General features: G+C 33.2%; 26 protein-coding genes and 1 rRNA gene. 20 read left to right on the forward strand and 7 right to left on the reverse strand.

What is annotated here, in order from left to right:
• Position 1 precedes the first annotated feature (1 nt).
• Genes ribD through ED556_RS14475 form a run of 4 tightly spaced genes read left to right on the forward strand, consistent with a single transcriptional unit; the run spans position 2 to position 3,065 of the window.
• The gene (gene ribD / locus ED556_RS14460) at positions 2 to 1,006 is read left to right on the forward strand and encodes a bifunctional diaminohydroxyphosphoribosylaminopyrimidine deaminase/5-amino-6-(5-phosphoribosylamino)uracil reductase RibD (RefSeq protein WP_296325496.1); all 1,005 of its coding nucleotides are present in this window, start codon (positions 2 to 4) and stop codon (positions 1,004 to 1,006) included.
• The gene (locus tag ED556_RS14465) at positions 999 to 1,610 is read left to right on the forward strand and encodes an HAD-IA family hydrolase (protein ID WP_296325499.1); all 612 of its coding nucleotides are present in this window, start codon (positions 999 to 1,001) and stop codon (positions 1,608 to 1,610) included. Before ribD ends, ED556_RS14465 begins: the two co-directional genes overlap by 8 nt.
• Entirely contained in the window at positions 1,607 to 2,455 is an 849-nt protein-coding gene (locus ED556_RS14470) for an EamA family transporter (protein WP_296325501.1), read from the forward strand. Before ED556_RS14465 ends, ED556_RS14470 begins: the two co-directional genes overlap by 4 nt.
• Position 2,456: 1 nt before the next feature.
• On the forward strand, positions 2,457 to 3,065 hold the full coding sequence (locus ED556_RS14475) for a YigZ family protein (protein ID WP_296325503.1): 609 nt from the start codon (positions 2,457 to 2,459) through the stop codon (positions 3,063 to 3,065).
• Between the two features lies 1 nt (position 3,066).
• On the opposite strand, the gene ED556_RS14480 is transcribed toward ED556_RS14475, so the two are convergent.
• Complete coding sequence (locus tag ED556_RS14480) at positions 3,067 to 3,483, reverse strand: thioesterase family protein (protein WP_296325505.1); 417 nt, start codon at positions 3,481 to 3,483, stop codon at positions 3,067 to 3,069.
• Positions 3,484 to 3,690: 207 nt separating this feature from the next.
• Here ED556_RS14480 and dnaA point away from each other — a divergent pair, with 207 nt between their 5' ends.
• The 3 genes from dnaA to ED556_RS14495 are packed head-to-tail and all read left to right on the forward strand — an operon-like array spanning position 3,691 to position 6,336.
• Positions 3,691 to 5,118 carry a chromosomal replication initiator protein DnaA gene (dnaA, locus tag ED556_RS14485; protein ID WP_296325509.1) on the forward strand — a complete coding sequence of 476 codons (1,428 nt, stop codon included), beginning with the start codon at positions 3,691 to 3,693 and terminating at the stop codon, positions 5,116 to 5,118.
• Between the two features lie 3 nt (positions 5,119 to 5,121).
• Positions 5,122 to 5,595 (forward strand): low molecular weight protein-tyrosine-phosphatase, encoded by a 474-nt coding sequence (locus tag ED556_RS14490; RefSeq protein WP_296325512.1) that lies wholly within the window; start codon positions 5,122 to 5,124, stop codon positions 5,593 to 5,595.
• A gap of 24 nt (positions 5,596 to 5,619) precedes the next feature.
• Positions 5,620 to 6,336: an SAM-dependent methyltransferase gene (locus ED556_RS14495; protein ID WP_296325515.1), complete on the forward strand. Its 717-nt coding sequence runs from the start codon at positions 5,620 to 5,622 to the stop codon at positions 6,334 to 6,336.
• On the opposite strand, the gene ED556_RS14500 is transcribed toward ED556_RS14495, so the two are convergent.
• From ED556_RS14500 to dapF, 5 genes are all read right to left on the reverse strand, one after another.
• Positions 6,333 to 6,992: a peptidoglycan-binding protein LysM gene (locus ED556_RS14500; RefSeq protein WP_296325517.1), complete on the reverse strand. Its 660-nt coding sequence runs from the start codon at positions 6,990 to 6,992 to the stop codon at positions 6,333 to 6,335. The two genes, ED556_RS14495 and ED556_RS14500, sit on opposite strands and share 4 nt — an antisense overlap.
• A 106-nt stretch (positions 6,993 to 7,098) precedes the next feature.
• Positions 7,099 to 8,028 (reverse strand): DUF2279 domain-containing protein, encoded by a 930-nt coding sequence (locus tag ED556_RS14505; RefSeq protein ID WP_296325519.1) that lies wholly within the window; start codon positions 8,026 to 8,028, stop codon positions 7,099 to 7,101.
• On the reverse strand, positions 8,006 to 9,049 hold the full coding sequence (mltG, locus tag ED556_RS14510; RefSeq protein WP_296325522.1) for an endolytic transglycosylase MltG: 1,044 nt from the start codon (positions 9,047 to 9,049) through the stop codon (positions 8,006 to 8,008). Before mltG ends, ED556_RS14505 begins: the two co-directional genes overlap by 23 nt.
• 2 nt (positions 9,050 to 9,051) lie before the next feature.
• On the reverse strand, positions 9,052 to 9,576 hold the full coding sequence (locus tag ED556_RS14515) for a GNAT family N-acetyltransferase (RefSeq protein WP_296325524.1): 525 nt from the start codon (positions 9,574 to 9,576) through the stop codon (positions 9,052 to 9,054).
• Complete coding sequence (dapF, locus tag ED556_RS14520) at positions 9,570 to 10,352, reverse strand: diaminopimelate epimerase (protein WP_296325527.1); 783 nt, start codon at positions 10,350 to 10,352, stop codon at positions 9,570 to 9,572. Before dapF ends, ED556_RS14515 begins: the two co-directional genes overlap by 7 nt.
• Before the next feature lie 126 nt (positions 10,353 to 10,478).
• Here dapF and ED556_RS14525 point away from each other — a divergent pair, with 126 nt between their 5' ends.
• The 13 genes from ED556_RS14525 (at position 10,479) to ED556_RS14585 (ending at position 24,551) form a co-directional block, all read left to right on the forward strand.
• On the forward strand, positions 10,479 to 11,903 hold the full coding sequence (locus ED556_RS14525) for a trypsin-like peptidase domain-containing protein (RefSeq protein WP_296325530.1): 1,425 nt from the start codon (positions 10,479 to 10,481) through the stop codon (positions 11,901 to 11,903).
• Positions 11,904 to 12,061: 158 nt separating this feature from the next.
• Entirely contained in the window at positions 12,062 to 13,510 is a 1,449-nt protein-coding gene (locus ED556_RS14530) for a glyceraldehyde-3-phosphate dehydrogenase (RefSeq protein ID WP_296325532.1), read from the forward strand.
• Between the two features lie 136 nt (positions 13,511 to 13,646).
• Positions 13,647 to 14,267, forward strand: coding sequence for a tRNA (guanine-N1)-methyltransferase (locus tag ED556_RS14535; protein ID WP_296325536.1), 621 nt, complete (start codon positions 13,647 to 13,649; stop codon positions 14,265 to 14,267).
• A gap of 59 nt (positions 14,268 to 14,326) precedes the next feature.
• Positions 14,327 to 14,764: a GNAT family N-acetyltransferase gene (locus tag ED556_RS14540; protein WP_296325539.1), complete on the forward strand. Its 438-nt coding sequence runs from the start codon at positions 14,327 to 14,329 to the stop codon at positions 14,762 to 14,764.
• Between the two features lie 83 nt (positions 14,765 to 14,847).
• On the forward strand, positions 14,848 to 15,327 hold the full coding sequence (locus ED556_RS14545) for a hypothetical protein (RefSeq protein WP_296325541.1): 480 nt from the start codon (positions 14,848 to 14,850) through the stop codon (positions 15,325 to 15,327).
• Positions 15,328 to 15,421: 94 nt separating this feature from the next.
• Positions 15,422 to 16,099 carry a tRNA (guanosine(37)-N1)-methyltransferase TrmD gene (trmD, locus tag ED556_RS14550; RefSeq protein WP_296325544.1) on the forward strand — a complete coding sequence of 226 codons (678 nt, stop codon included), beginning with the start codon at positions 15,422 to 15,424 and terminating at the stop codon, positions 16,097 to 16,099.
• Positions 16,100 to 16,245: 146 nt separating this feature from the next.
• The gene (gene rplS / locus ED556_RS14555) at positions 16,246 to 16,596 is read left to right on the forward strand and encodes a 50S ribosomal protein L19 (protein ID WP_296325548.1); all 351 of its coding nucleotides are present in this window, start codon (positions 16,246 to 16,248) and stop codon (positions 16,594 to 16,596) included.
• Between the two features lie 685 nt (positions 16,597 to 17,281).
• Entirely contained in the window at positions 17,282 to 17,857 is a 576-nt protein-coding gene (locus ED556_RS14560) for a pentapeptide repeat-containing protein (RefSeq protein WP_296325553.1), read from the forward strand.
• A gap of 107 nt (positions 17,858 to 17,964) precedes the next feature.
• Entirely contained in the window at positions 17,965 to 20,184 is a 2,220-nt protein-coding gene (locus ED556_RS14565) for an NADP-dependent isocitrate dehydrogenase (RefSeq protein ID WP_296325557.1), read from the forward strand.
• A 63-nt stretch (positions 20,185 to 20,247) separates the two neighbouring features.
• Positions 20,248 to 22,620 carry a TonB-dependent receptor gene (locus ED556_RS14570; protein WP_296325559.1) on the forward strand — a complete coding sequence of 791 codons (2,373 nt, stop codon included), beginning with the start codon at positions 20,248 to 20,250 and terminating at the stop codon, positions 22,618 to 22,620.
• Positions 22,621 to 22,624: 4 nt separating this feature from the next.
• Complete coding sequence (locus tag ED556_RS14575; RefSeq protein WP_296325562.1) at positions 22,625 to 23,440, forward strand: DUF4249 domain-containing protein; 816 nt, start codon at positions 22,625 to 22,627, stop codon at positions 23,438 to 23,440.
• Between the two features lie 66 nt (positions 23,441 to 23,506).
• Positions 23,507 to 24,340: an N-acetylmuramic acid 6-phosphate etherase gene (murQ, locus tag ED556_RS14580; protein WP_296325565.1), complete on the forward strand. Its 834-nt coding sequence runs from the start codon at positions 23,507 to 23,509 to the stop codon at positions 24,338 to 24,340.
• 28 nt (positions 24,341 to 24,368) lie between these two features.
• Entirely contained in the window at positions 24,369 to 24,551 is a 183-nt protein-coding gene (locus ED556_RS14585; protein ID WP_296325571.1) for a DUF6095 family protein, read from the forward strand.
• 77 nt (positions 24,552 to 24,628) lie between these two features.
• On the opposite strand, the gene rrf is transcribed toward ED556_RS14585, so the two are convergent.
• Positions 24,629 to 24,722, reverse strand: a 5S ribosomal RNA gene (rrf, locus tag ED556_RS14590); the annotation flags it as partial.

Consider the following 24,722-nt stretch of genomic DNA (forward strand, 5'->3'; position numbering starts at 1 on the left):
CTTGGATAAGCATGAACTATATATGACACGTTGCTTAGAAATAGCACGCAATGGTCTAGGTACAACCAGACCAAACCCTATGGTTGGCGCTGTTATTGTTTGTAGTGGTAAAATTATTTCAGAAGGGTTTACTGGTCCTTATGGTGAAGCTCATGCAGAAGTCAATGCTATCAATTCTGTAAAAGACAAATCATTGTTGGCCAAATCAACATTATATGTTACACTTGAACCATGCAGTCACTACGGTAAAACACCACCTTGTAGCGATTTAATTGTCAAGTACAATATACCACAAGTAGTAATTGGCTGCATCGATGATAATCCAGAAGTTTCTGGTAAAGGCATAGAGAAATTAAAAGCCGGAGGTTGCGATGTTATAGTAGGCGTATTAGAAGATGAGTGTAAAAATCATCATAAACGTTTTTTTACGTATCACAATAAAAAGCGCCCTTATATTATTTTAAAATGGGCAGAAACTAAAGATGGTTTCATTGCTCCTAAAACAAAAGATGAGCAAAAACCAGTTTGGATTACTAACACCTACTCTAGACAATTAGTGCATAAATGGCGCGCAGAAGAGCAAGCCATATTGGTAGGAACTAACACTGTTTTACAAGATAATCCAAGCTTAACAGTAAGAGATTGGGATGGCTCTAACCCAATTAGAATTGTATTGGACAGAAATAGAAGTCTAAGTAAAAACTTAAGTGTTTTTAATTCTGCTAGTAAAACTATTTCTATTTCTAAAGAAGATTTAAACTATTCTAATGATGTTGCTAAACAAATTTGCGATATTCTATTTGATAGAAACATTAACTCAGTAATTATAGAAGGTGGCGCACAAACGCTTCAAACCTTTATTGATGAAAACCTTTGGGATGAAGCGCGAGTTTTTGTTGGAAATACTGAGTTTAAAGATGGCATAAAAGCTCCCATATTAAAAGGTAAATTAGTATCTGAATATAACATCTTGGATGATACTTTAAAACTATTTGAAATTGATTAAAACTCTGATTTTCGATTTTGGTGACGTGTTTATCAATTTAGATAAAAGTGGTGCCATGGCGCATGCACTAGAATTATTTCGTTTAGAAGAATTTGAAACAGACATGTGGGACACAAATATGCAATATGAGGTTGGCAAAATCTCTACGTCTCAGTTCTTAGAATTCTATACTAATAAATTCAATTATTTATCAGAAGAAGAAGTTATCCATGCTTGGAATTATATCATTAAAGATTTTCCTGAGTACCGATTAGAGTTTATTAAAAACTTGGCTCGGAAGAAAGATTATAAGCTTATTTTACTGAGCAATACCAACGAGATGCATATTGATTTCATTAAGCAAAATGTAGATTTTTATGAGGCATTTAAAGCTTGCTTTAATTCATTTTATCTATCTCATGAGATAGCATTCCGTAAACCTAATGCCAATACCTTTGAGTTTGTTTTAATAGAAAATAAACTAAATGCAGACGAATGCCTCTTTATTGATGACACCAAAGAAAATACTGATGCTGCGAGGCAATTAGGCTTCAATGTCTGGAATATTGATGAAACTAAAGAAGATGTGGTAAATCTCTTTAAAATTAATAAACATCTGTTTTGATTTACTTACTCCTAAGCATATTATCCTCTACCGGTATCTTTGTTCTGTTCAAATCATTCAACATCAAAAATATTGATACGCTACAGGCCATAGTGGTTAATTATTTTACAGCTTTTGCTTGCGGTTTTATATTTTATGAAAACAAATTATCTGTCACAGAAATCTTAAACTCAACTTGGTTTTATGCGGCTTTGTTACTAGGCTTCCTATTTATCTCAATATTCAATGTTATGGCATTGACAGCACAAAAAAATGGCTTGTCAGTTGCTTCTGTTGCGAGTAAAATGAGTGTCGTAATTCCTATTCTGTTTGGTATTATAATTTATAACGAAAGTGTTGGTCTCAAAAAAGTAACAGGTATCCTTTTGGCCTTAATAGCAGTGTATCTTACCTCAGTAAAGGAGAAAGCCAAAGTCAACTTAAACAAACTGATTTTTCTACCTATTATATTGTTCTTAGGCTCTGGAATTATAGATACTTCAGTAAATCATTTTGCGCCAGAAAACAATATGCCATTTTTCTTGGCAATTATTTTTTTAATAGCAGGTATTATCGGCGCTAGTGTTTTAGTCTACAAATCAATTGCTAAAAAAGATAAATTCAATTTTAAAAGTATTCCCTACGGAATAGCTCTTGGTATTGTAAATTACTGCTCTATGTTTTTTCTGTTGAAGGCATTAAGGTTTGAAGACAATGAGAGCTCTACCATATTTACGGTAAATAATGTTGCTATAGTAGCTGTATCGACGTTAGTTGGTCTAATAATCTTTAAAGAAAAAATAGGTCCTAAAAACTGGATTGGAATCTCAATAGCTTTAGTCTCAATAATCTTGGTAACACTTTAGCATGGCTACTCTGGACACATATAAAACCATTAGTAAGCCATCACAAGAGGTATTGTTTAAGGATAAGAATAGTAAGTTCTATGGTTTTGCCTTTCCTATTATATCCGAAGATGATGTAAAGCATCATATTGAAACGCTTAAAAAGAAGCATTACAATGCTCGACATTGGTGTTACGCTTATCAATTAGGAATTGAAAACATAAGGTATAGAGCTAATGATGACGGCGAACCAAATAATTCTGCTGGTATGCCCATATATGGGCAAATACAATCGTTTGAAGTCACCAATATACTTATAGTAGTAGTTCGTTATTTTGGTGGTGTAAAATTGGGCGTAAGTGGATTAATTAATGCTTATAGAACAGCGGCACAAATGGCCTTAGAAGATGCAGAAATAATTGAAAAAACTGTTGACAGTCATTTTAATTTAACGTTTGACTATAAAGATTTAAGTAAAGTGCAACGCATTATAAAAGATTACGGAGCAGGAATCCTAAATCAAAAATTTGAAGCGGATTGCGAAATTAAATTTGCGATTAGAAAAAGTAAATCCGATGAAATCTTCAACTATTTTGAGAATTTCTATGGTGTAACTGTTAAAAGATTATAACTCAATTTTTAGAATTAAACCCCTTTTCAATTTTATCTAAAAGATATTTTGGACAGCGTGTTGGTCTATTTCTTTCCATGTCAATAAACACCAAAACTGTATTTCCTGTTGCTAATAATTCATCTTTATCATTCCATAATTCGTAATCAAATTCTATACTCGCCGTTGGAATTTTTTTTATACAAGTTTTGACAGTTAAATTATCATCGTAGTGAGCAGAATTCTTGTATTTTATGTTAAGAGATATAACCGGTAACATTATGCCGTTGTTCTCCATAGATTTGTAAGTAATTCCGTACTGTCTTAACCATTCGGTTCTGCCAACTTCGAAGTAAGTCGCGTAATTAGCGTGATACACAACGCCCATTTGGTCTGTCTCTCCGTAGCGAACCCTAATATTTGTCTCACTTTTATTCATTATTTAGAAAGCTTCTTTAATAAAAATATTGTACATTTAAAGTCGGCAAAAACATGAGAAAAAATTTCTTAAAATTCTAATCAATTTCATTTTTTTTTTAAATATTTTGTTCACATATTTGTCATGCAAAAGAAACACTATAGAGAATATCATGTCTCTTTTTTTTTGCTCAACTAACTAAAACAACAACGCAACTTAACAAGAAGTATGGATGTAACGGCTCAATCGGTCTGGGGCAATTGTCTCTCTTTTATAAAAGATAATATTCAACCACAAGCTTACAAAACTTGGTTTGAGCCAATCGTAGCCGTTAAACTTTCTAACAATGCATTAAGTATCCAAGTACCAAGCAAGTTTTTTTATGAGTGGTTAGAGGAACACTACGTTAAAATTTTAAAAGTTGCTTTAACCAAAGAATTAGGAGAAGATGCTAAGCTGGTCTACATTATTAAAATGGAGAACACGTATGGCAATAGACAACCGTTTACAGAAAAGATTCCTAGCTCTAACAGAACAGCTGTAAAATCGCAAGATGTAGATGTTCCTTTTAATAATAAGAATCCAGAACTTAGAAACCCATTTGTAATTCCAGGCATACGCAACGTAAAGATTGAATCTCAACTTAATCCTAATTATACATTTGAAAATTTCTTAGAAGGTGATTCTAATCGTTTAGCTAGAAATGCAGCCATTGCAGTTGCTAACAAACCCGGCGGAACATCTTTTAATCCGTTATTAATTTTTGGAGGCGTTGGTTTAGGAAAAACACATTTGGCTCATGCTATAGGTGTTGATATAAAAGACAAGTATCCTGAAAAAACGGTGCTTTATATTTCTGCTGAAAAATTTACACAACAGTATATTGACTCAGTTAAGAAAAACAACAGAAATGATTTTATTCATTTCTATCAAATAATAGATGTTTTAATTATTGATGATGCACAGTTTTTCTCTGGAAAAACTGGGACTCAAGATGTGTTCTTCCATATTTTCAATCATTTACACCAAAATGGTAAGCAGGTAATTTTAACTAGTGATAAAGCACCTGTTGATATGCAAGATATTGAACAACGTCTACTATCCAGGTTTAAATGGGGATTATCTGCTGAATTACAAAGTCCTGATTTTGAAACTCGCGTATCTATTTTAAAGAATAAATTGTATCGCGATGGTGTTGATATGCCTGAAGAAATTGTTGAGTATGTTGCTAAACATATCAAGTCTAATGTAAGAGAACTTGAAGGTGCAATCATTTCTTTAATTGCGCAATCGTCTTTTAACAAAAAAGAGATTACCATCAACCTTGCTAAAGATATTGTAGACAAGTTTGTTAAGAATACAAAACGCGAAGTATCAATAGATTATATCCAAAAAGTTGTATCAGATTATTTCCAAATGGATGTAGATACATTGCAATCTAAAACAAGAAAACGTCATATTGTTCAGGCAAGACAATTGGCAATGTTCTTCGCAAAAAAATACACAAAAGCCTCTTTAGCTAGTATTGGTTCTCAAATAGGACAACGCGATCATGCTACTGTACTTCATGCCTGTAAAACTGTAGACAACTTATCTTCTACAGATAAGCAATTTAGAAAGTATGTAGAAGACTTAGCTAAAAAACTTACTATATAATTTATGGAGTTCAAACCATCAAAAACTAAAATTTTAATGGTTTGTTTAGGTAATATCTGTAGGTCACCATTGGCCCATGGTATTTTAGAATCTAAATTATCATCTCAAGATTTTTTTATTGACTCAGCTGGCACATCTAGTTACCATATTGGCGATAAACCCGATTACCGTTCTATAGCCGTAGCTAAAGCAAATGGTATAGATATTAGCACCCAAAAATCTAGGCAATTTGTTTCTGCAGATTTTGACAGATTTGATATTATTTATGCTATGGATAAGTCAAACTACAGAAACATTATTAATCTTGCCCAAAGTGAATCTGACAGACTTAAGGTTAAGTTAATCCTTGATGAAAACGCTTCAATCTATGATAAAGCGGTACCTGACCCATATTACGGCGACGAATCTGGTTTTGAACATGTTTTTAAAATCTTAGATGAAACTTGTGATATTATAGCAAAAACTCTGCTTAAATAATTAACTATCTCATTATATTTGAGTATGGAAACCAAAGGCAAACTCTACCTAATACCTACTCGACTTGGTGATAATCCACCTTTAGAAGTCTTACCACTATCAATAAAGAAAGTGATTGAGCAATTGGATCATTATATTGTTGAAAATGAGAAAACAGCACGACGTTTTATTAAGCGCGTGGTACCAAGCAAATCACAACCCAACCTAAAGCTAAAAGTGCTTAATAAATTTACACAAGCTACAGAACTCGGTACGTTTTTAGAGCCATGTGTTAATGGCAACTCTATGGGTATTATTTCGGAAGCTGGTTGTCCTGCAATAGCAGATCCTGGTGCAGATATCGTAAGATTAGCCCATGAAAGAAATATAAAAGTTATTCCTTTAGTTGGACCTTCATCAATAATTCTAGCCTTGATGAGTTCTGGCATGAACGGGCAAAGCTTTGCATTTAACGGTTATTTGCCTATCGATAAGCAAGAGCGTAAACAAAAAATAAAGCAGCTAGAAAAACGGTCTTTTGAGCTAAACCAATCGCAAATATTTATTGAAACGCCATACAGAAATAATCAAATGCTAAAGGATTTGATATCAACTTTACATCAAAATACGAGAATCTGTGTGGCATGCGACCTTACTTTACCAACAGAATATATTAAAACATTATCAGCAAAAGATTGGAAACACAACACCAGTGAAGACCTTCACAAACGTCCCGCAATATTTATAATTCAGAAAGATTAAATGCTAACCTTAGCGCGTTTATCTGGCTCTATAAACGACGTATCGTAACCTGCAAAACGCTTCATGTAGTATCTTACAGTAGAACCGTAACCATCGGCAAAGTTATTAGAACCGTAGCTTCTTAAAAACTTTTTTACACTACCAGCACCAGCAAGATGAGCTGCCGCTAAAATTCCTGATTCAGTAATCTCTACACCACTTATTGTTTTACCTGTAAAACGTTCTATATCTCTTCTTAATATCCATTTGTTACGCTTAGTATAAGCAATAAATGCTTTTTCCTGTAACTCTGGAGTATTTAAAAATTGATTTGGATTATATATACCAATCATTTTAAGGGTTTCTTTACCAAACTGGTATTTACCCATATAACCAAAGGTATTAACTGTAAAGTAGTTTCCTTGAGATTCTTTAAATGCTAATGCTTCTTTAAAGGCTTCAAAAGATGTACCTAAATCTGGTGTAAAAACAGATTCAGTTTCCGTCGTATCCTTTTTCTCTACTTTAGCAATATTCTTAGGGGTGTCAAAATCTAATTCAAGCCCATCAGTAGAATACTGCTCAGGATTAATAATAGTAGTAGGATATAATGCTAATGCAATTAAAAAACAAACTGCAAAAGGACCAATTACGTTAGATACTATTTTCTTGTACATGACAACAAATTTTAATTATGGTCGTATGTAAAATACAGACCTTTCAAAATTCGCTGCAAAGATAACCAAAAAATATAACTCTTGAAAGTCAGTTACTTAAACTCGATTAAAAGTAAATATAATGGGCTTTTACACCATTTTTTCCGTTAAACTCCAAGGTAGGCATTGGTACTTTTATGGTGTTAAAAATGCTAAATAGGGTTTTTAGCACTCCAGAGTTGGTCTTTATCCGGGTCAAATCAATATCAAAACTTAAGTAGAATTGACGGTATCTATCCTGATTAGGAAAGTTTAAATCGTCATTACTTCCAGTAAGCATACCATTTGCACCATAACCTACAGCAAAGTTTAACCAGTTAGGAATACAATCAGATTTAAAAAATGAATTTAAATTAAAACTCAACCAATAGGTTTGTCCATTATAATCCTTAAGAAATTCTTCTGCAAAACCATTTCCCAGTTTATCTGGGTTTAAAGGTGCAAACTCTGTTCTATTAAATGAATATTTTAAAGCTATGCGTTGTTCATCCCAAAGCAGTTCTTGACCGACATATAAGCCGGTACCAGTAGCATTAGCAATCATATCGCCCCAAGAAAACCCCCATTCTTGTGAAAACCCATCAAATACCTCAACAGCCGTTAAAAACGAAAATCCTAGTGTAGCTCCATAAATAAGTTGGTCTTTTTTAGAGACACCAGCCCATTTAAACGTATCAGCTCCTAACCTACCAAATTGGTATGCAGCATATACATGTCCCAATTTATCCATTTGAAGCCATTGGTTATTATCATTTGTAGTTCGGAATTTTGTACGCTCAAAATCGGCATACCACAATTGATCCAATGCAATAAGAGTCAATACACCTGCAGAAGCTTGAGAAATAACTATTGCATTTCTTCTGCTCTTGTTTAAAGTATCACTAGGTTTTAAAAAATTATTAATCCCGGAAGATGACTGAGCAATACCTATTATGGTAAATGATAAAAAAACAATACAGACAAATGTTTTAAAACTATTTGCGAATACCTTTTTCATCCAAATATTTATGGTATTTCCTAGCATTGGCGTTATGTTGACTTAAAGACTTTGCAAAACGATGAAACCCTGGTCTTTGAGCATCTACTGCAAAATATAAGTAATCATGCTTTTCATAATTTAAAACAGCATCAATTGCTGATAAATCTGGCATCGCAATTAAGCCTGGAGGTAAACCAGCATACTTATAAGTATTGTAAGGTGAGTCTATTTCTTTATGAATGTTTAAAACACGTCTTATTATTGTGTTTTCATACTCAGGCAATTTATAAGCTGCAAATTTTAGAGTAGGATCAGCTTGTAAAGGCATTCTTATTTTTAAGCGATTAATATAAACTCCTGCTACTCGAGGTTGTTCAGTTTTTTGCTTTGACTCTTCATAAACTATAGACGCAAGCGCCATAACTTCAGCCTTAGTAAAATTTAGAGCTTCTGCTTTTGAGCTTCGGTCTACATTCCAGAAGTTATCGTACTCTCTTTTCATTCGTTTTACAAACCCTTCAGGCGTAGTATTCCAAAACAATTGGTAACTATTTGGTAGATACATTCCTAAAGCTGTTTCGGCCTTAAAATTATGTTTTACCAGAAATGTTGAATCCTTCATGGCCTTTAACAAACCTAAACTATCAGCTTCAATTTGACGTGAAATTCTACCTGCTAAATCTTCTAACGAATTTTGATTATTAAAAGAAACTTTAACGGCAATATTTCCACTTCTAATAGAATTGATAATCTCATTGTTATTCATGCCCTTTCTAATAATATACTTTCCAGGTTTAACATTAGAACTGTATTCTTTTTGTTTGGCAAGGGCATCAAAGCTGTCCATATCATTTAGCAACGGAATAAGTTTTTGGCGTAAGGTGAAGTAATCATCATCACTGGAAATGAAAATATACTTAGTATCTTCCTCAAAATTAGTGTTTGGGCTAAACATAGCACCATAAATATAATAGGCAATAACTCCAAAAATCACTAAGCCTATTAAGGCAACTGCCCAGAGAATCTTTTTTATATACATAATTAACGTTTAATCAACTGAAGAAGAAATTCGTTCTGAAACCCTTCAGATGTGTAATTCCATTCTTGCTTTAATCCAATTTTTTTAAAACCAGCGCCTTCAAAAAGCTTTAAGCTAGGCACATTATCTTCTGATATATTGCAATACAATTGATGTAAATGCAACGTCGTGAAACAATAATTTGTTAGCAACTTTAAAGCTTCTTTGGCGTAACCGCTGCGTCTTTTTGTTTCGTCAGTAATCACAATTCCGATACCTGCGCGCTTATTTTTAAAATCGAAATCAAAAATATCGATAAGGCCTATGAGCTCATCTTTATAACTTGAAATCACTAGTCTTAATTGTTTAACTTCAAAAATATCTTTGTGTGCATTTTCAAGATATTGCTTAATTAGAAAACGAGAATATGGTGTCTGTGTATGACCTAACTCCCAGATAGATTCATCATTTTCAACAGTATAGATAAAGTCTAAATCTTCAGGTTCTAGTGCACGCAAATAAATATGTTCTCCTTTGAGCGTTAACATGGGATTTCACCTTTAAAAACTTGAACTGCTGGCCCAATAAGCCAAACATCACTGTAAGTACCATCTGTATTAGCTTTAAAGGTAATTTTTAGTGGACCACCTTCAGTATCTAATGTAATATTTTGAGATTTGGTTTTGCCGGTTTTATGCATAGCAATTGCAACTGCTGTAACTCCTGTACCACAAGACAATGTCTCATCTTCTACACCACGCTCGTATGTTCTAACAGCGAATGTAGAATCGTCAACTGCAGACACGAAGTTAACATTAGCTCCGGCGGCATTATAAGGTTCACCATATCTAATTTCGCGACCTTTGAGTTTTACATCTAATGCCTTTAAATTTTCTACAAGCTCAACATGGTGAGGCGAACCAGTGTCTAGGAATGTATGGTTTTCAAAAGATTGGATGGCATCAACATCATTCATTTGTAAACTAACAATACCATTATCAATCTTAGCCTTATGCAATCCATCAATAGCTTCAAACGTAGCTTCATTATCTATAATACCTAGAAAACTAGCAAAGGCTGAAATACATCTACCGCCATTACCACACATGCTACTTTGTTTGCCATCGGCATTGAAGTATACCATTTTAAAATCTACATCAGGATGGTTTTCAAGCAGTATTAAACCATCTGCTCCTATGCCAAATCGGCGGTCACATAAATTGGCAATGTTATTGATGTTAGTTTTATCAAATAATAGAGACCTATTATCTATAATAATGAAGTCATTTCCTGTACCTTGATATTTGTAAAAATCTAGTGTCATAATTACAGGCAAATATAACAATAAAAGACCTTAAACTGTGGTGTTAAATCGTAGTTAAAGTTCAATTTAGATTTCAATAAATCAATAATTTTAATCGTTAGATTTTTAAACCTAAAACTGAAGAATATGAAGAAGATTTTAACATTAGTATGCGTTTCCGCTTTGGGAGGCATTCTAACACTTGGTGGTTATAAACTATTTATTGAAGAAGAGCAGCCACAAGTTGTTCAAGAAGTGTCTGAAAATAAACTACCTGTTTATGTACCGACTTCCACAACAAATGCGGTTTTAAATACTGTAGAACGCCCAGATTTGATTACAGCCGCAAATAAGACGATAGATGCCGTTGTACACGTGAAAAATACTCAAATTACTCGTGCACCTCAATCTTGGAATGATTTATTTAGCGGTAGACAAACTGAAAGAAAACAATTAGCAGGTGCAGGATCTGGAGTAATAATTTCACCAGATGGTCATATCATAACTAATAATCATGTTATAAAAGGTGCTAGAGAGATATCTATTACGCTAAATGACAATAGAACTTACATGGCTGACCTGGTTGGTACAGATGTAAAAAATGATATCGCACTACTTAAAATTGATGCTGAAAATAGTTTACCATTTATAGCTTTTGGAGATTCTGATGCGACACAAATTGGAGAATGGGTTTTAGCCGTTGGTAATCCTTTTAATTTAACATCGACTGTGACTGCTGGAATTATAAGTGCTAAATCTAGAGATTTGTCTGGTGGTCAATCTTTTATTCAAACTGATGCAGCTGTAAATCCTGGGAATTCAGGTGGTGCTTTAGTAAATATTAATGGAGATTTGGTAGGAATTAATACCGCAATCACATCGCAGACAGGCTCATACGTAGGCTATTCATTTGCTGTTCCTAGTAATATTGCTCGTAAAATTGTTGAGGACATTATGGAATTTGGCGATGTACAAGAAGTTATTCTTGGGATTTCTGCCCTGAATAGAGAATCTGATGAGGCAAAAGAATTAGGAGTTGACGAAATTGAAGGTGTATACATAAGTGAAGTTGAAAAAAAATCTGGAGCATACACTGCCGGTTTACAATCAGGAGATATTATAAAACGTCTTGACGATATCGAAATCTCAAAATTTTCGGAACTAACCGGTTACCTCAAAACCAAAAGTCCGAAAGATATCGTTAATGTTGAAGTTCTAAGAGGTAATACTTTAAAAACAATACCGGTTACATTAACAAAGAAAAAAGATTTATTTGTTGAGTTTATGGGTATGCGATTTTCAAATATCCCACGAGATATAAAAGAGGAATTTTCTGAGCAACTCTCTGATGGCGGAGTCGTAATTAGAGAAAATTCTAGCAAATACTTTTACGAGGATGTTGGTTTAAGAGTAGGATATGTTATCACTGCTATAAATGATAAAAAAATTGAATCAGTAGATGATATTAATACACTTAAAGAAAAGTTTGGTGATGACTTCAGTGATTATTTAAAAAAATTGGAATTCCTGGATGGACGCTTAAACAAACGTGAAATAATCTTCCGAAATTAGCATAAATAACACCTAATAGTAAACCCTCTAAATAGTAAAAATTTAGAGGGTTTTATTTTTTATTAAAATGTGCTACGAAAACGTTTGAAATATATTACTTTTGCCGAAAATTTAGAAAGCAATTTTACGCTTTCAGGGTAAAACAAAAACACAACAAAATGCCTTTTAACGAGACTTACGAAAAGGAACTCGCTTTTCAAGCAGACAGACGCCGAGCTACTGTCGAGTTTATTAAAATTTTAAACGATTTATGGTATGATAAATCTATTGAACTTGTCATCTTTAGAAACTCATTGATTGATAGAACTGTAAGTGATATCATCAACTTACATGAGTATGCTGGAGAATTTGTTCAGAAGCCCATCTCAATTTTTGATTCAGTAGAAATAGCAAAAGCTATAAAGCAATTAGATTTGCCTCCATCTAAGCTTGATATTGGTAAATTGACTTATGAATATCATCTTGAAGATGAAAAATTTAGTAATGCTTTAGGTTTTGTAGCTAATAAACTTAGAGGTGCAGAAGAGACCACTAATATTGAGCCAAAAGACGTCGTCCTTTATGGTTTTGGTCGTATTGGTCGTTTAGTAGCCAGAGAATTAATGACAAAAACTGGTAAAGGAAGTCAATTGCGTCTTAGAGCTATTGTTACAAGAGGCAATATTGATGCAACCGTTTTAGATAAACGTGCATCTTTACTTAAGTTCGATTCGGTTCATGGTGATTTTTCTGGTACTGTAGCTATAGATGTTAAGAATGAAGCGTTAATCATTAATGGCACAACGGTTAACATGATTTCGGCTAACGCACCTGAAGATATAGACTACACAAAATATGGCATTAACAATGCCTTAATTATTGACAATACTGGTGCTTTTAGAGATAAAGAAGCTTTAAGTAGACACTTAAAAGCTAAGGGAACAGACAAAGTGTTATTGACCGCGCCAGGAAAAGGTATACCAAATATTGTACATGGTGTAAATCACTTAGAAAACGATCCTGATAAAATTAAAATTTTCTCCGCAGCTTCGTGTACAACCAATGCTATTACACCGGTATTAAAAGCTATTGAAGACTCTTATGGAGTTAAATCAGGGCATTTAGAAACCATTCATGCTTACACTAATGACCAAAACTTAGTAGATAATTTTCATAAAAAGTACAGAAGAGGTCGTGCAGCTGGACTTAATATGGTAATTACCGAAACTGGTGCAGGAAAAGCAGTAAGTAAAGCTTTGCCGTCATTAGAAGGAAAGTTAACTTCTAATGCTATCAGAGTTCCCGTTCCTAACGGTTCTTTAGCCATATTAAATCTCGAATTAGATCGCAAAACTTCAGCTAAGAGCATGAATTCTATAATGAAAAAATATGCGCTTGAAGGTGATTTAGTAGAACAAATAAAATATGAAATGAGTGATGAGCTAGTTTCTAGTGATATCGTAGGAAGCTCAGCACCATCAATTTACGATAGTAAAGCCACTATAGTAAGAGCTGATGGTAAAAATGCCATATTGTATATATGGTATGACAACGAATATGGTTATAGCCATCAAGTCATAAGATTGGCAAAATATATATCTAAAGTAAGACGCTTTACTTATTATTAATAATTGTAATCCAAATAATTGTTTTAAACGTATATGGATAGCCTTACAGATTGTAAGGCTATTTGTTTAATAAAATAAGATGTTTACCCATTAAAATTAGTATCTTAGACATCACTAAACTTAACCAAAATAAAAAATGAGAAACCTTAACCAAGTGTTGTTCTACCTAACATTGGTAATCTCCCTTTCAATAACAGCACAAAACCAGCAACAGCCTTCAGAGAACCTATCTCTTGATCAAGGAACAATTGACAGTCAATTTGAATACGTCTTTAGAAAATCGGGGAATTTTAAAGGTACAAATGGTCAAAAATATGAAGCCGTTAAATATTTAGATCTCTTAAAATTAAAGGCCAATACTCTAGACTCTCTTGAAAGTACACATACCAAACTTAATGAGACCGAAAAAACTGTTGCTAATCAGCAAGAAGAAATAGAGAAATTAAAAACTAACCTTGCAAGCACTCAAACTCAACTTAATACAACAAATGCTGAGAAAGACAACATCTCTCTATTTGGGATGCAAATGAGTAAAACTAGTTATAACCTGCTATTATGGAGTATTATTGGTGGGTTACTTGCATTGACTTTGCTATTTATATATCGTTTTAATAGTAGTAACTCAGCAACGAAAGATGCAAAACGCAAACTTGAAGAAGTGGAAATAGAATATGAAGAACACAGACGTGTAGCACTTGAACGTGAACAAAAAGTGAGACGTCAATTGCAAGATGAAATAAATAAGAATAAAGCTTAATACTTATATTTTAGCTTTTAAAATCTAATCCGTAATTTTAATCTTTTACGGATTTTTTTATGACAACACATCAAGCCACAATAAATCATCTTAACGATTTAGCACCTCTTTTTGATGGCTACCGTCAATTTTATAAGCAAAGTAGTGATATAGAAGGTGCAAAAGGATTTTTAAACGAACGTTTGCAGAAAAATGATTCTATCATATTTATTGCTTACATAGATGAAAAACCTGTAGGTTTTATGCAATTATATCATTTGTTTTCCTCAGTATCTATGAGACCTATGTACTTACTTAATGATTTGTATGTACATGCAGATAATCGTGGCAAAGGTATTGGCGAAGCACTTATAAACGAGGCAAAAAAAACTGCAATTGCGAACCAACAAAAGGGCATAGCCATACAAACTGCATATGATAATCCGGCACAGGATCTATACCAGCGACTAGGTTTTGAAAAAGATACGGATTTACATTTCTTTTGGACAAATACTTAAAACACCTTACTTGACATTATCGTATATTTCTACTAAATTCGTTATGGAAGTTAACTTAATTAAAGTATTAATACCCTGACATAATGAAAACTTTTAGATTATTAATCTTATTATTTTCTACCGTAGTTCTATGCGCATGCAGTAGTAGTGAAGATGAATCCACTCCAAACCTCATTCAAGAATCAATTGGAGATTATACTTATACAGGATGGTTTTATAGCGGTACCAATTGGAGCGATAGACAAGACATAAATGGTAATCTCACGGTATCAAGAAATGGAGACAATACTATAATTACAATTGATGGCGATCAGGAAATTGAAATATCGAGAGTTGTATTCTCTGAACAAAGTCCTAAATATGGATTTGATATCGAATCTGCGACTATAATAGATAATAATAACAATTCAATAAATCGTTTTGGCTGGGGCGATATGATAATGGAATCTCAACCTTATGATGGATTATATGATAATGATTTAGAGTTCTTTTACGTTACGTTCATAAAAGCGCAAACATCTGAACCCGATACGCATTTCTATATTCAAGCAGAAAAGAATTAAAATAACCAAAGTATATAGAAACAGCGACTTATGAGTTATTAGATATAGCCTTACACCTATTTCCCATTTCCAAGATTAATCGCATCTTTGTACCATGCGAATAGATATTATTACCGTATTACCAGAGTTATTAAGAAGTCCATTTGAGGCCTCTATCTTAAAACGCGCTATTGAAGCTGATTTGGTTGAGGTACATTTTCATAATTTAAGAGATTATACAACTGACAGTTACAAATCTGTAGACGACTACCAATTTGGTGGTGGAGCCGGAATGGTAATGCTAATAGAACCTATTGATAAATGCATTACCGGTTTGCAGGCCAAACGCAACTATGATGAGATTATATACATGACTCCTGATGGGGAACGTCTTAATCAGAGTATCGCAAATCAAGTTTCACTAAAAGAAAATATTATTATTCTTTGTGGGCATTATAAAGGTGTAGACCAACGTGTTAGAGACAAGTTTATAACTAAAGAAATTTCAATCGGTGATTATGTACTATCTGGCGGTGAACTCGGCGCAGCTGTTTTGTGCGATGCTGTAATTAGGTTAATACCTGGTGTATTAGGCAATGAAACTTCTGCCCTAACAGATAGTTTTCAGGATAATTTATTAGCGCCACCAATCTATACAAGACCTCGTGAGTATGATGGCATGAAAGTACCAGAAGTCTTATTCAGTGGTAACTTTGGAGAAATAGAAAAATGGCGAGAAGAGCAAGCCTATAAGCGAACAAAAGAAAGACGACCAGATTTATTAGAAGAGTAGTGAAAAAAACGAAAAATCATGATAAAAAACTTTTCACTTTTCACTTTATACTTTACACTTTTTAACTATCTTTGCACCCAATTTTAGATTAACCTCTGGCGAGAATCGTGAATGTTGGTTTGAATTAACTTTTTAAAAATAACAACATGGAGTCTTTAATTAAATATGTTCAAGACGAATTTGTAACAAGAAAAGATTTACCAGATTTTAGTGCTGGTGATACAATTACAGTGTATTACGAAATTAAAGAAGGTAACAAAACACGTACTCAGTTTTTTAAAGGTGTAGTATTACAACGTAAAGGAAGTGGAACATCTGAAACATTTACTATCCGTAAAATGTCAGGTACAATTGGTGTAGAACGTATCTTCCCAGTTAACTTACCATCGTTACAAAAAATTGAAGTTAATAAGAAAGGTAAAGTTCGTAGAGCACGTATCTTCTACTTTAGAGGACTTACCGGTAAGAAAGCAAGAATTAAAGAAGTTAGAAAATAAACCTTTAATTATCCTTTCTAAAAATACTAGAGCCTTGAGAAATCAAGGCTTTTTTGGTTTATTAACTTTTGTTAATAACTCACGTTTATAAATTGTGAATATCTAAATACTTAAAAAATTTGGAATTCTCAATCAAACATATACTTTAGCTAAACAATTAACAACAAACCTAGTTTGGTTTTGAATTAAGTTTTGAATTTGTGTTAAATTGTTACAAAGTAACGTTCTTTGTTTAATGAGATTTTTTCGGTTGTTGCAGGACGCTGTGTATGCAGCTAGGGCGGCAACAAAATTAAGGTAAAAGGTAATTTCGATTATTTTTTAGATTAATGGATAGGGTTTTGAAAGTTATAAGTACCATTACTAGTAATCAGTAAAAACAGAATGTGTAAACATCGCAGTCGCGCAAGTGATGACCGGTGATAAGCATACTAAAAAATCTCAGAAGCACAATTATAACAGGTCAATACATATTGAAAGTTAGAACGTGTTTCGTGGAAGCCGAATTAGCTATACTGAAAAAGATGAAGGTGCAACGCCTATCAGCTGAGTTAGTGAAAACTAAATAGGTGAGTTAACGTAAGCTTCTAAAAAAGCCATGTCAAGACAGTTTTACTGGATGATATGGCTTTTTGTTTTAATATAATTACTGCCAATAATCTTAATTAAAAATTACCTTTACTGGATGAATCTTCAGTTTATAGACAGTAAAACTTTTGAGAACGAAACATTTATATCTCCTATTCTACCCAAAGGTGAATACGACAATTGCCGCTTTATAAATTGCAATTTTGAAAACTCTGATATTTCAAACAATGTGTTTCTAGAATGTGAATTCATTGATTGCAATCTCAGTAACGTAAATGTGATGCATACTCAATTTAATGAAGTACAATTTATTGGCTGTAAAATAGTTGGTGTACAGTTTCAAAATTCGAATGATTTCCTAAGAGCATTTTCTTTTAAAGATGCAATCCTTGATTATTCTACTTTCATTGAGATGAAAATTGATAAGACCAACTTTACTTCATGTAAATTAATTGGTGTAGACTTCTCTAATACAGAGGCCAAAAATGTAGTATTTAACAATTGTGATTTAAGCAATTCTATATTCGATAATACCAACTTAGAAAGCGCTAATCTTTCTACCTGTTATAACTTTGATATTAATCCGTCTAAGAACAAATTAAAAAAGGCAGTTTTCACAAAAGATAATGTAATAGGATTACTGAAGTCTACAGGCATTGTTATTAAAAGATAATTTCTCGTTAACATGGAGATTATGAGAGAATCAACTCACTTAATTTCGTATATTTGCTCGGCTTAAAAACAGCCTATTTACAGACACAAAAAAGATTATTACCAAAAATGACAAAATCTTCTACAATTTTTTATACTCTCACGGATGAAGCTCCAGCATTAGCAACGCGTTCATTCTTACCAATAGTTAAAGCATTTACAAGATCTTCAAATATTAATATTGAAACAAAAAATATTTCTCTTGCAGCAAGAATTCTATCAGCTTTTCCTGATTATTTAAATGAAGATCAACGTGTACCAGATGCGCTTGCAGAACTTGGTGAGCTTGTAAAATTACCTGAAGCCAATGTCATCAAACTCCCAAATATTAGTGCTTCAATTCCGCAATTAACCGATGCTATTGAAGAGCTTCAAGCTAAAGGATATAAATTACCAGATTATCCTGAAGAGCCTGAAAATAAAGAAGAAAAAGCTATTAAGAAGCGTTATGATAAAATAAAAGGTTCTGCTGTAAACCCTGTATTACGTGAAGGTAACTCAGATAGACGTGCTCCGAAAGCAGTTAAAAATTACGCAAAGAAAAATCCGCACAGTATGGGTGCTTGGTCTTCAGATTCTAAAACTCATGTGGCAACAATGTCGTCTGGTGATTTTGCCAATAATGAGCAATCTGTAACATTAGATCAAGCAACAACATTTAAAATAGTGCATACTGATAGTGACGGAAAAGAGACTGTACTTAAGGATGGTTTAGCCTTGCAAAAAGGAGAAATTATTGATGCTACCTACATGAGCAAAAAAGCATTGATTTCGTTTTTAGAAGAAAATGTTGCTGATGCTAAAGCAAATGATGTACTATTATCCCTTCATATGAAAGCCACAATGATGAAGGTATCTGATCCAATTATTTTTGGTCATGCGGTTAGAGCTTATTTTAAATCATTATTCGAGAAACATTCTGAAACTTTTGAAAGCATAGGTGTTGACCCAAATAATGGTTTTGGTAATATCCTTGAAAAATTGGAGGATTTACCAGATAATGAACGTGCTGAAATTAAAGCAGATATTGCTTCGGCTTTAGAAAACGGACCAGATTTAGCAATGGTAAATTCTGATAAAGGCATTACTAATCTTCATGTTCCTAGTGATGTAATTATAGATGCTTCGATGCCAGCAATGATTCGTACTTCAGGAAAAATGTGGAATGCTGATGGTCAGCTTCAAGATACTAAGGCCATAATACCAGATAGTAGTTATTCAGGTGTATATATTGCAACTATAGATTTCTGTAAAGAACACGGTGCTTTTGACCCTACAACAATGGGTACAGTTCCTAATGTAGGCCTAATGGCTCAAAAAGCTGAAGAATATGGCTCTCATGATAAAACCTTTGAACTTTCGGCTGATGGAAAAGTAGAAGTAGTTTCAGAAGATGGAACTGTTTTAACATCTCATAATGTTGAAGCTGGAGATATTTGGAGAATGTGCCAGGTTAAAGATGCACCAGTACAAGATTGGGTAAAGCTTGCCGTAACTAGAGCTAGAGCTACACAAACTCCTGCGGTTTTTTGGTTAGATAGTAATAGAAGTCATGATGCCGAACTTATTAAAAAAGTAAATTCGTATCTACCAAACCACGATACTAATGGTTTAGATATTAAAATATTATCTCCAGTTGAAGCTACTAAATTTACTTTAGATCGTGTTAAAGCTGGAGAAGATACTATTTCTGTAACTGGAAATGTGTTGAGAGATTATTTAACCGACCTATTCCCTATTTTAGAACTTGGGACTAGTGCAAAAATGTTGTCTATAGTACCATTAATGAATGGTGGTGGATTATTCGAAACTGGCGCTGGTGGTTCTGCTCCAAAACACGTTCAGCAATTTGTACAAGAAAATCATTTACGCTGGGACTCTCTAGGCGAGTTTTTAGCCCTAGCGGTATCACTAGATCACTATGCAGATTTTACCAATAATGAAAAAGCAAGAGTTCTTGGTGAAACTTTGGATGATGCTACTGAAAAGTTATTACAAAATAAAAAAGGACCATCACGAAAAGTAAACGAAATAGACAATCGTGGTAGTCATTTTTATTTAGCACTATACTGGGCTGAAGCTCTTGCAAACCAGGACAACAATCAAGAATTAAAACAAGAGTTTACAGAAGTATATCATCAACTAAATGATAATGCATCTAATATAGTTGAGGCTTTAAATACTATACAAGGTAAAGAAGTTGCTATTGACGGCTATTATTTACCAAATAATGATTTGGCCAGTAATGCTATGAGACCTATTGATTTGTTTAATTCAATACTCAATTAAACTTAAGTTAAAAACAAGCCTCTTATAAAGAGGCTTTCTTATTTTTATAAAAAAACGTTGCTAATGAGAATATTCCTTGTTGGATGCATTGTTATACTCTTTTCTTTTTCAAATAGTTTCGCCCAAAATAAGTTCACACTAAGCGGAATAATAACAGATAAATCTACAACAGAAACACTCATTGGTGTTAATATTATAATCCCTGAATTAAAAACAGGCACGGTCACTAATGAGTATGGTTTCTATTCTATTACACTGCAAGAAGGTAAATATGAAATCCAGATAAGTTACTTAGGGTATAAGACTATAACCGAAACCGTTGATTTAACAGCAAATATCAGTTTAAACTTTAACCTTGAAGAATCTGCAGAAAGTCTAGATGAAATAGTCATTACCGAAGATGTAGAAAAGTTGAATATTAGAAAGCCTCAAATGAGTGTGAATAGCCTTTCTATAAAAACTATAAAACAAATGCCTGTTGTCTTAGGTGAAGTTGATGTTATAAAATCTATTACCTTATTACCTGGGGTTACTAATGCTGGTGAAGGCTCATCTGGTTTTAATGTGCGAGGTGGTTCGGCTGATCAAAATTTAATTTTACTAGATGAAGCAACTATATTTAATTCTTCCCATTTATTCGGTTTTTTCTCTGTTTTTAATCCTGATGCTATAAAAGACATAAAGCTCTACAAAGGTGGCATTCCTGCTAAATATGGTGGTCGTGTATCTTCAGTATTAGATATTTACCAAAAAGAAGGGAATAATGAAACGTTTCACCTCAATGGTGGTATTGGTTTAGTATCAAGTCGATTATTAGCCGAAGGTCCACTGAAAAAAGGGAAAGGCTCTTTTTTATTTGGGGGTCGTAGTAGTTATGCGCATCTGTTTTTACCATTATTCGATTTAGACAATATTGCTTATTTCTACGATTTAAATACAAAACTAAGCTATCGATTAAACGAGAAAAACAGTATTTATCTATCCGGTTATTTTGGCCGTGACGTATTTAGCCTCAGTGATTCGTTTGAAAACACATATGGTAACACAGTTCTAAACTTTAGGTGGAATCATTTATTTTCGGATAAACTATTTTCAAACTTATCCGCTATTTACTCAGATTATTTCTACGGTTTAGAATTGGAATTTGTAGGATTTGACTGGGAATCAGGAATTACAAACTTCAATCTTAAGTATGATTTGAAACACTACCTAAATGACAAATTTAAACTCGAGTATGGTCTAAATAGTATTTATTATAAGTTTAATCCAGGAGAGATTCTTCCCATTAATGAAAACTCCGGAATAAACCCTGATAAACTAATTGATAAGTTTGCTTTTGAAAATGCCGCTTACATTGATGCCGAACATAAAATTAATGACAACCTATCACTTTCTTATGGATTAAGAGTAAGTAATTTTTTGAGACTTGGACAAGACGAAATCAATAGATATCAAGATGATAATCCAGTAATATTTAATCAGCAATTACAGGTTTATGAAAAGGCAGAACCAATAGGTACCGAGTCGTTTAGTAGAAGTGATGTGCTAAAATCATTTACAAATTTAGAACCAAGAGCATCTGTTGCTTATAGCTTAAACGAAACGTCTTCTGTCAAAGCGAGTTATAATAGAATGGCTCAGTATTTACATTTATTATCAAACACCAGTTCTCCTACTCCACTAGATGTATGGACACCTAGTGGCGAATATATAAAACCTCAAATCCTAGATCAGTTTGCAATTGGTTATTTCAAGAATTTTAATGATGACAAATATTCTTTAGAAGTTGAAAGTTTTTACAAAACCATTGACAACAGAATCGATTATATAGACGGTGCAGATCTAATTGCAAATGACGCCATAGAACAAGTAATCCTTAACGGAGAAGCCAGAGCATATGGTCTTGAAATTTTACTAAGAAAAAATGAAGGGCGTTTAAAAGGTTGGCTGGCATATACATTATCTAAATCTGAGCAGAGAACACCTGGAAGAACTCCTTTTGAAACTGGTATAAATAATGGAGATTGGTATAATACACCTTGGGATAAAACCCACGATATTACACTAACAGGGTCTTATGAGTTAAATAAAAAATGGACATTGAATTCAAACTTTCTTTTCCAAACAGGAATACCTGCTACGTTTCCTAATGGTCAGTATCAGTTCAACGGTATAACAATTCCTGTTTTTGAAGCTCGAAACTCAAGTCGCCTAACTGACTACCACAGATTAGATGTGTCTTTAAATTATAACCCCAATCCTGATAGCACTAAGAAATTTAAAGGTGAATGGGTTTTTAGTCTATATAATGTTTACAATAGAAGGAATGCTACTAGTATAACGTTTAGAGAAAATCGAATGACTGGTCGTAACGAGGCAAACAGATTGGCAATTTTCGGTATTGTTCCAGCAGTTACTTATAATTTTAAATTTTAAGAACATGAAAAAAATACTATCATTATTAATAATACTAATTACATTTCACAATTGTGAAGACGTTATTGAAGTGGATTTAAACGAAGCACCTCCAAGATTAGTAATTGATGCTGGCATTAGGTGGTTTAAAAACACTACAGGCAACGAACAGAGCATCAGACTATCACTAACATCTCCATTTTTTAGTGAAGGCACTCAACCAGCAAATAATGCATTAGTTTCAATTTCAGACACCAATGGTAATACGTTTAATTTTGTAGAAGATGGTGCAACAGGTATTTATAGAAACTCAAGTTTTATACCTGTTATAGATGGCATCTATGTATTATCTGTATTCTACAACAATGAGTTATATACTGCAACAGAAACATTAAAATCGGTAGTACCAATAGATTTTGTAGAGCAAAGAGATGATGGTGGTTTTCTTGGTGAGGATATAGAACTTAAAGCATTTTATACTGACCCAGTAAATATTGAAAATTTTTACTTTTTTGAATTTATAAGCGATATTCCTGTTATTCCTACTTTAGAAGTTTATGAAGACAGATTTACTGATGGTAATCAAATTTTTGGATTTTATACTGAAGAAGATTTAGAATCTGGAGATTTAGTAACAATTCGAAACCATGGTATTTCCGAACGTTTCTATCAGTTTATGTTTACATTATTGCAGCAAGGTAGTGAAGATAGTGGAGGTCCTTTTGAAACGCAACCAGCAACCGTTCGAGGTAATTGTATTAATCAAACAAATGCTGATAATTTCCCATTTGGTTATTTTAGATTGTCAGAAGTAGATGAAGTAGTTTATACAGTCCAATAATTATTAATTTAAGTACATTACTCCAATATCGAATCCAAGCGTTCACAAATTCACTATTTTTATAAAATGAATTTTGAAAAAACTACAGAGAAAGATTCAAATTATGACAATCTCGAAAACATGTCAATAAATGAGATTATCACTAATATAAATAATGAAGATAAAACTGTTCCTATTGCTGTAGAAAAAGCACTTCCCCATATAAAAGCATTAATAGAAAAGGTAGTGGAAAAGCTGCAAAAGGGTGGACGACTCTTTTATATAGGTGCTGGGACTAGTGGTCGTCTAGGTATTTTAGATGCTTCTGAATGCCCACCAACATTCGGTGTTCCCCATGATTTGGTTATAGGTTTAATTGCTGGTGGTGATAACGCTATTCGTAAAGCTGTAGAAAATGCTGAAGATTCTCTTACTCAAGGATATAAAGACCTTTTAAAGCATAATATCTCCAATAATGATATTGTAATAGGTATTGCAGCATCTGGAACCACACCATATGTTGTAAGTACATTAATGAAATGTAATGATGAAGGTATTGTTACTGGATGTATTACCTGTAATAAAAACAGTCCATTAAGTTTAGCTGCCCAATTCCCAATTGAAGTTATAGTTGGGCCAGAATTTGTAACTGGAAGTTCAAGAATGAAAGCTGGTACAGCACAAAAATTAGTACTTAACATGATCACCACTAGTAGTATGATTCGATTAGGTAAAATAAAAGGGAACAAAATGGTTGATATGCAACTTAGTAATAATAAGTTAGTTAATAGAGGTACTAAAATGATTATTGATGAATTGAACATTTCTGAAACTGAAGCTCAAGAGCTTTTAAATAGATACGGTAGTGTTAGAAAAGTAATTCAAAAATTTAAAAATGGAAGAGACAAAGAGAACAGATAAGAAAACCTTAACCAAAGGCATACAAATTATGATTGCATGTCTATTTCTAATGTTTATTGGGCCTACCCTACTACATATTGCATTCTCTAATCAAGAAAAATCGCTTTACATACCTTTACTAATTCTTGGTGTTCTATGCTGTATTCTAGCAATTCTAGCATTATTTCGGGGTATAAATACTATAGTAAATAGTGTATTCGGTAAGAGGTAAAACACTTTCACTCTACCTCGTAACATTCTAATAATTGTAAAACAAAAAAATCCTCAACGATTATGTTGAGGATTTAAAAAAGGCGGCGACCTACTCTTCCACAGTAAGCAGTACCATCGGCGCAAACGGGCTTAACTTCTCTGTTCGGAAAGGTAAGAGGTGAGCCCCGTC

This window comes from Winogradskyella sp., assembly GCF_003712105.1.
In the GTDB taxonomy this organism is placed as follows: Bacteria; Bacteroidota; Bacteroidia; order Flavobacteriales; family Flavobacteriaceae; genus Winogradskyella.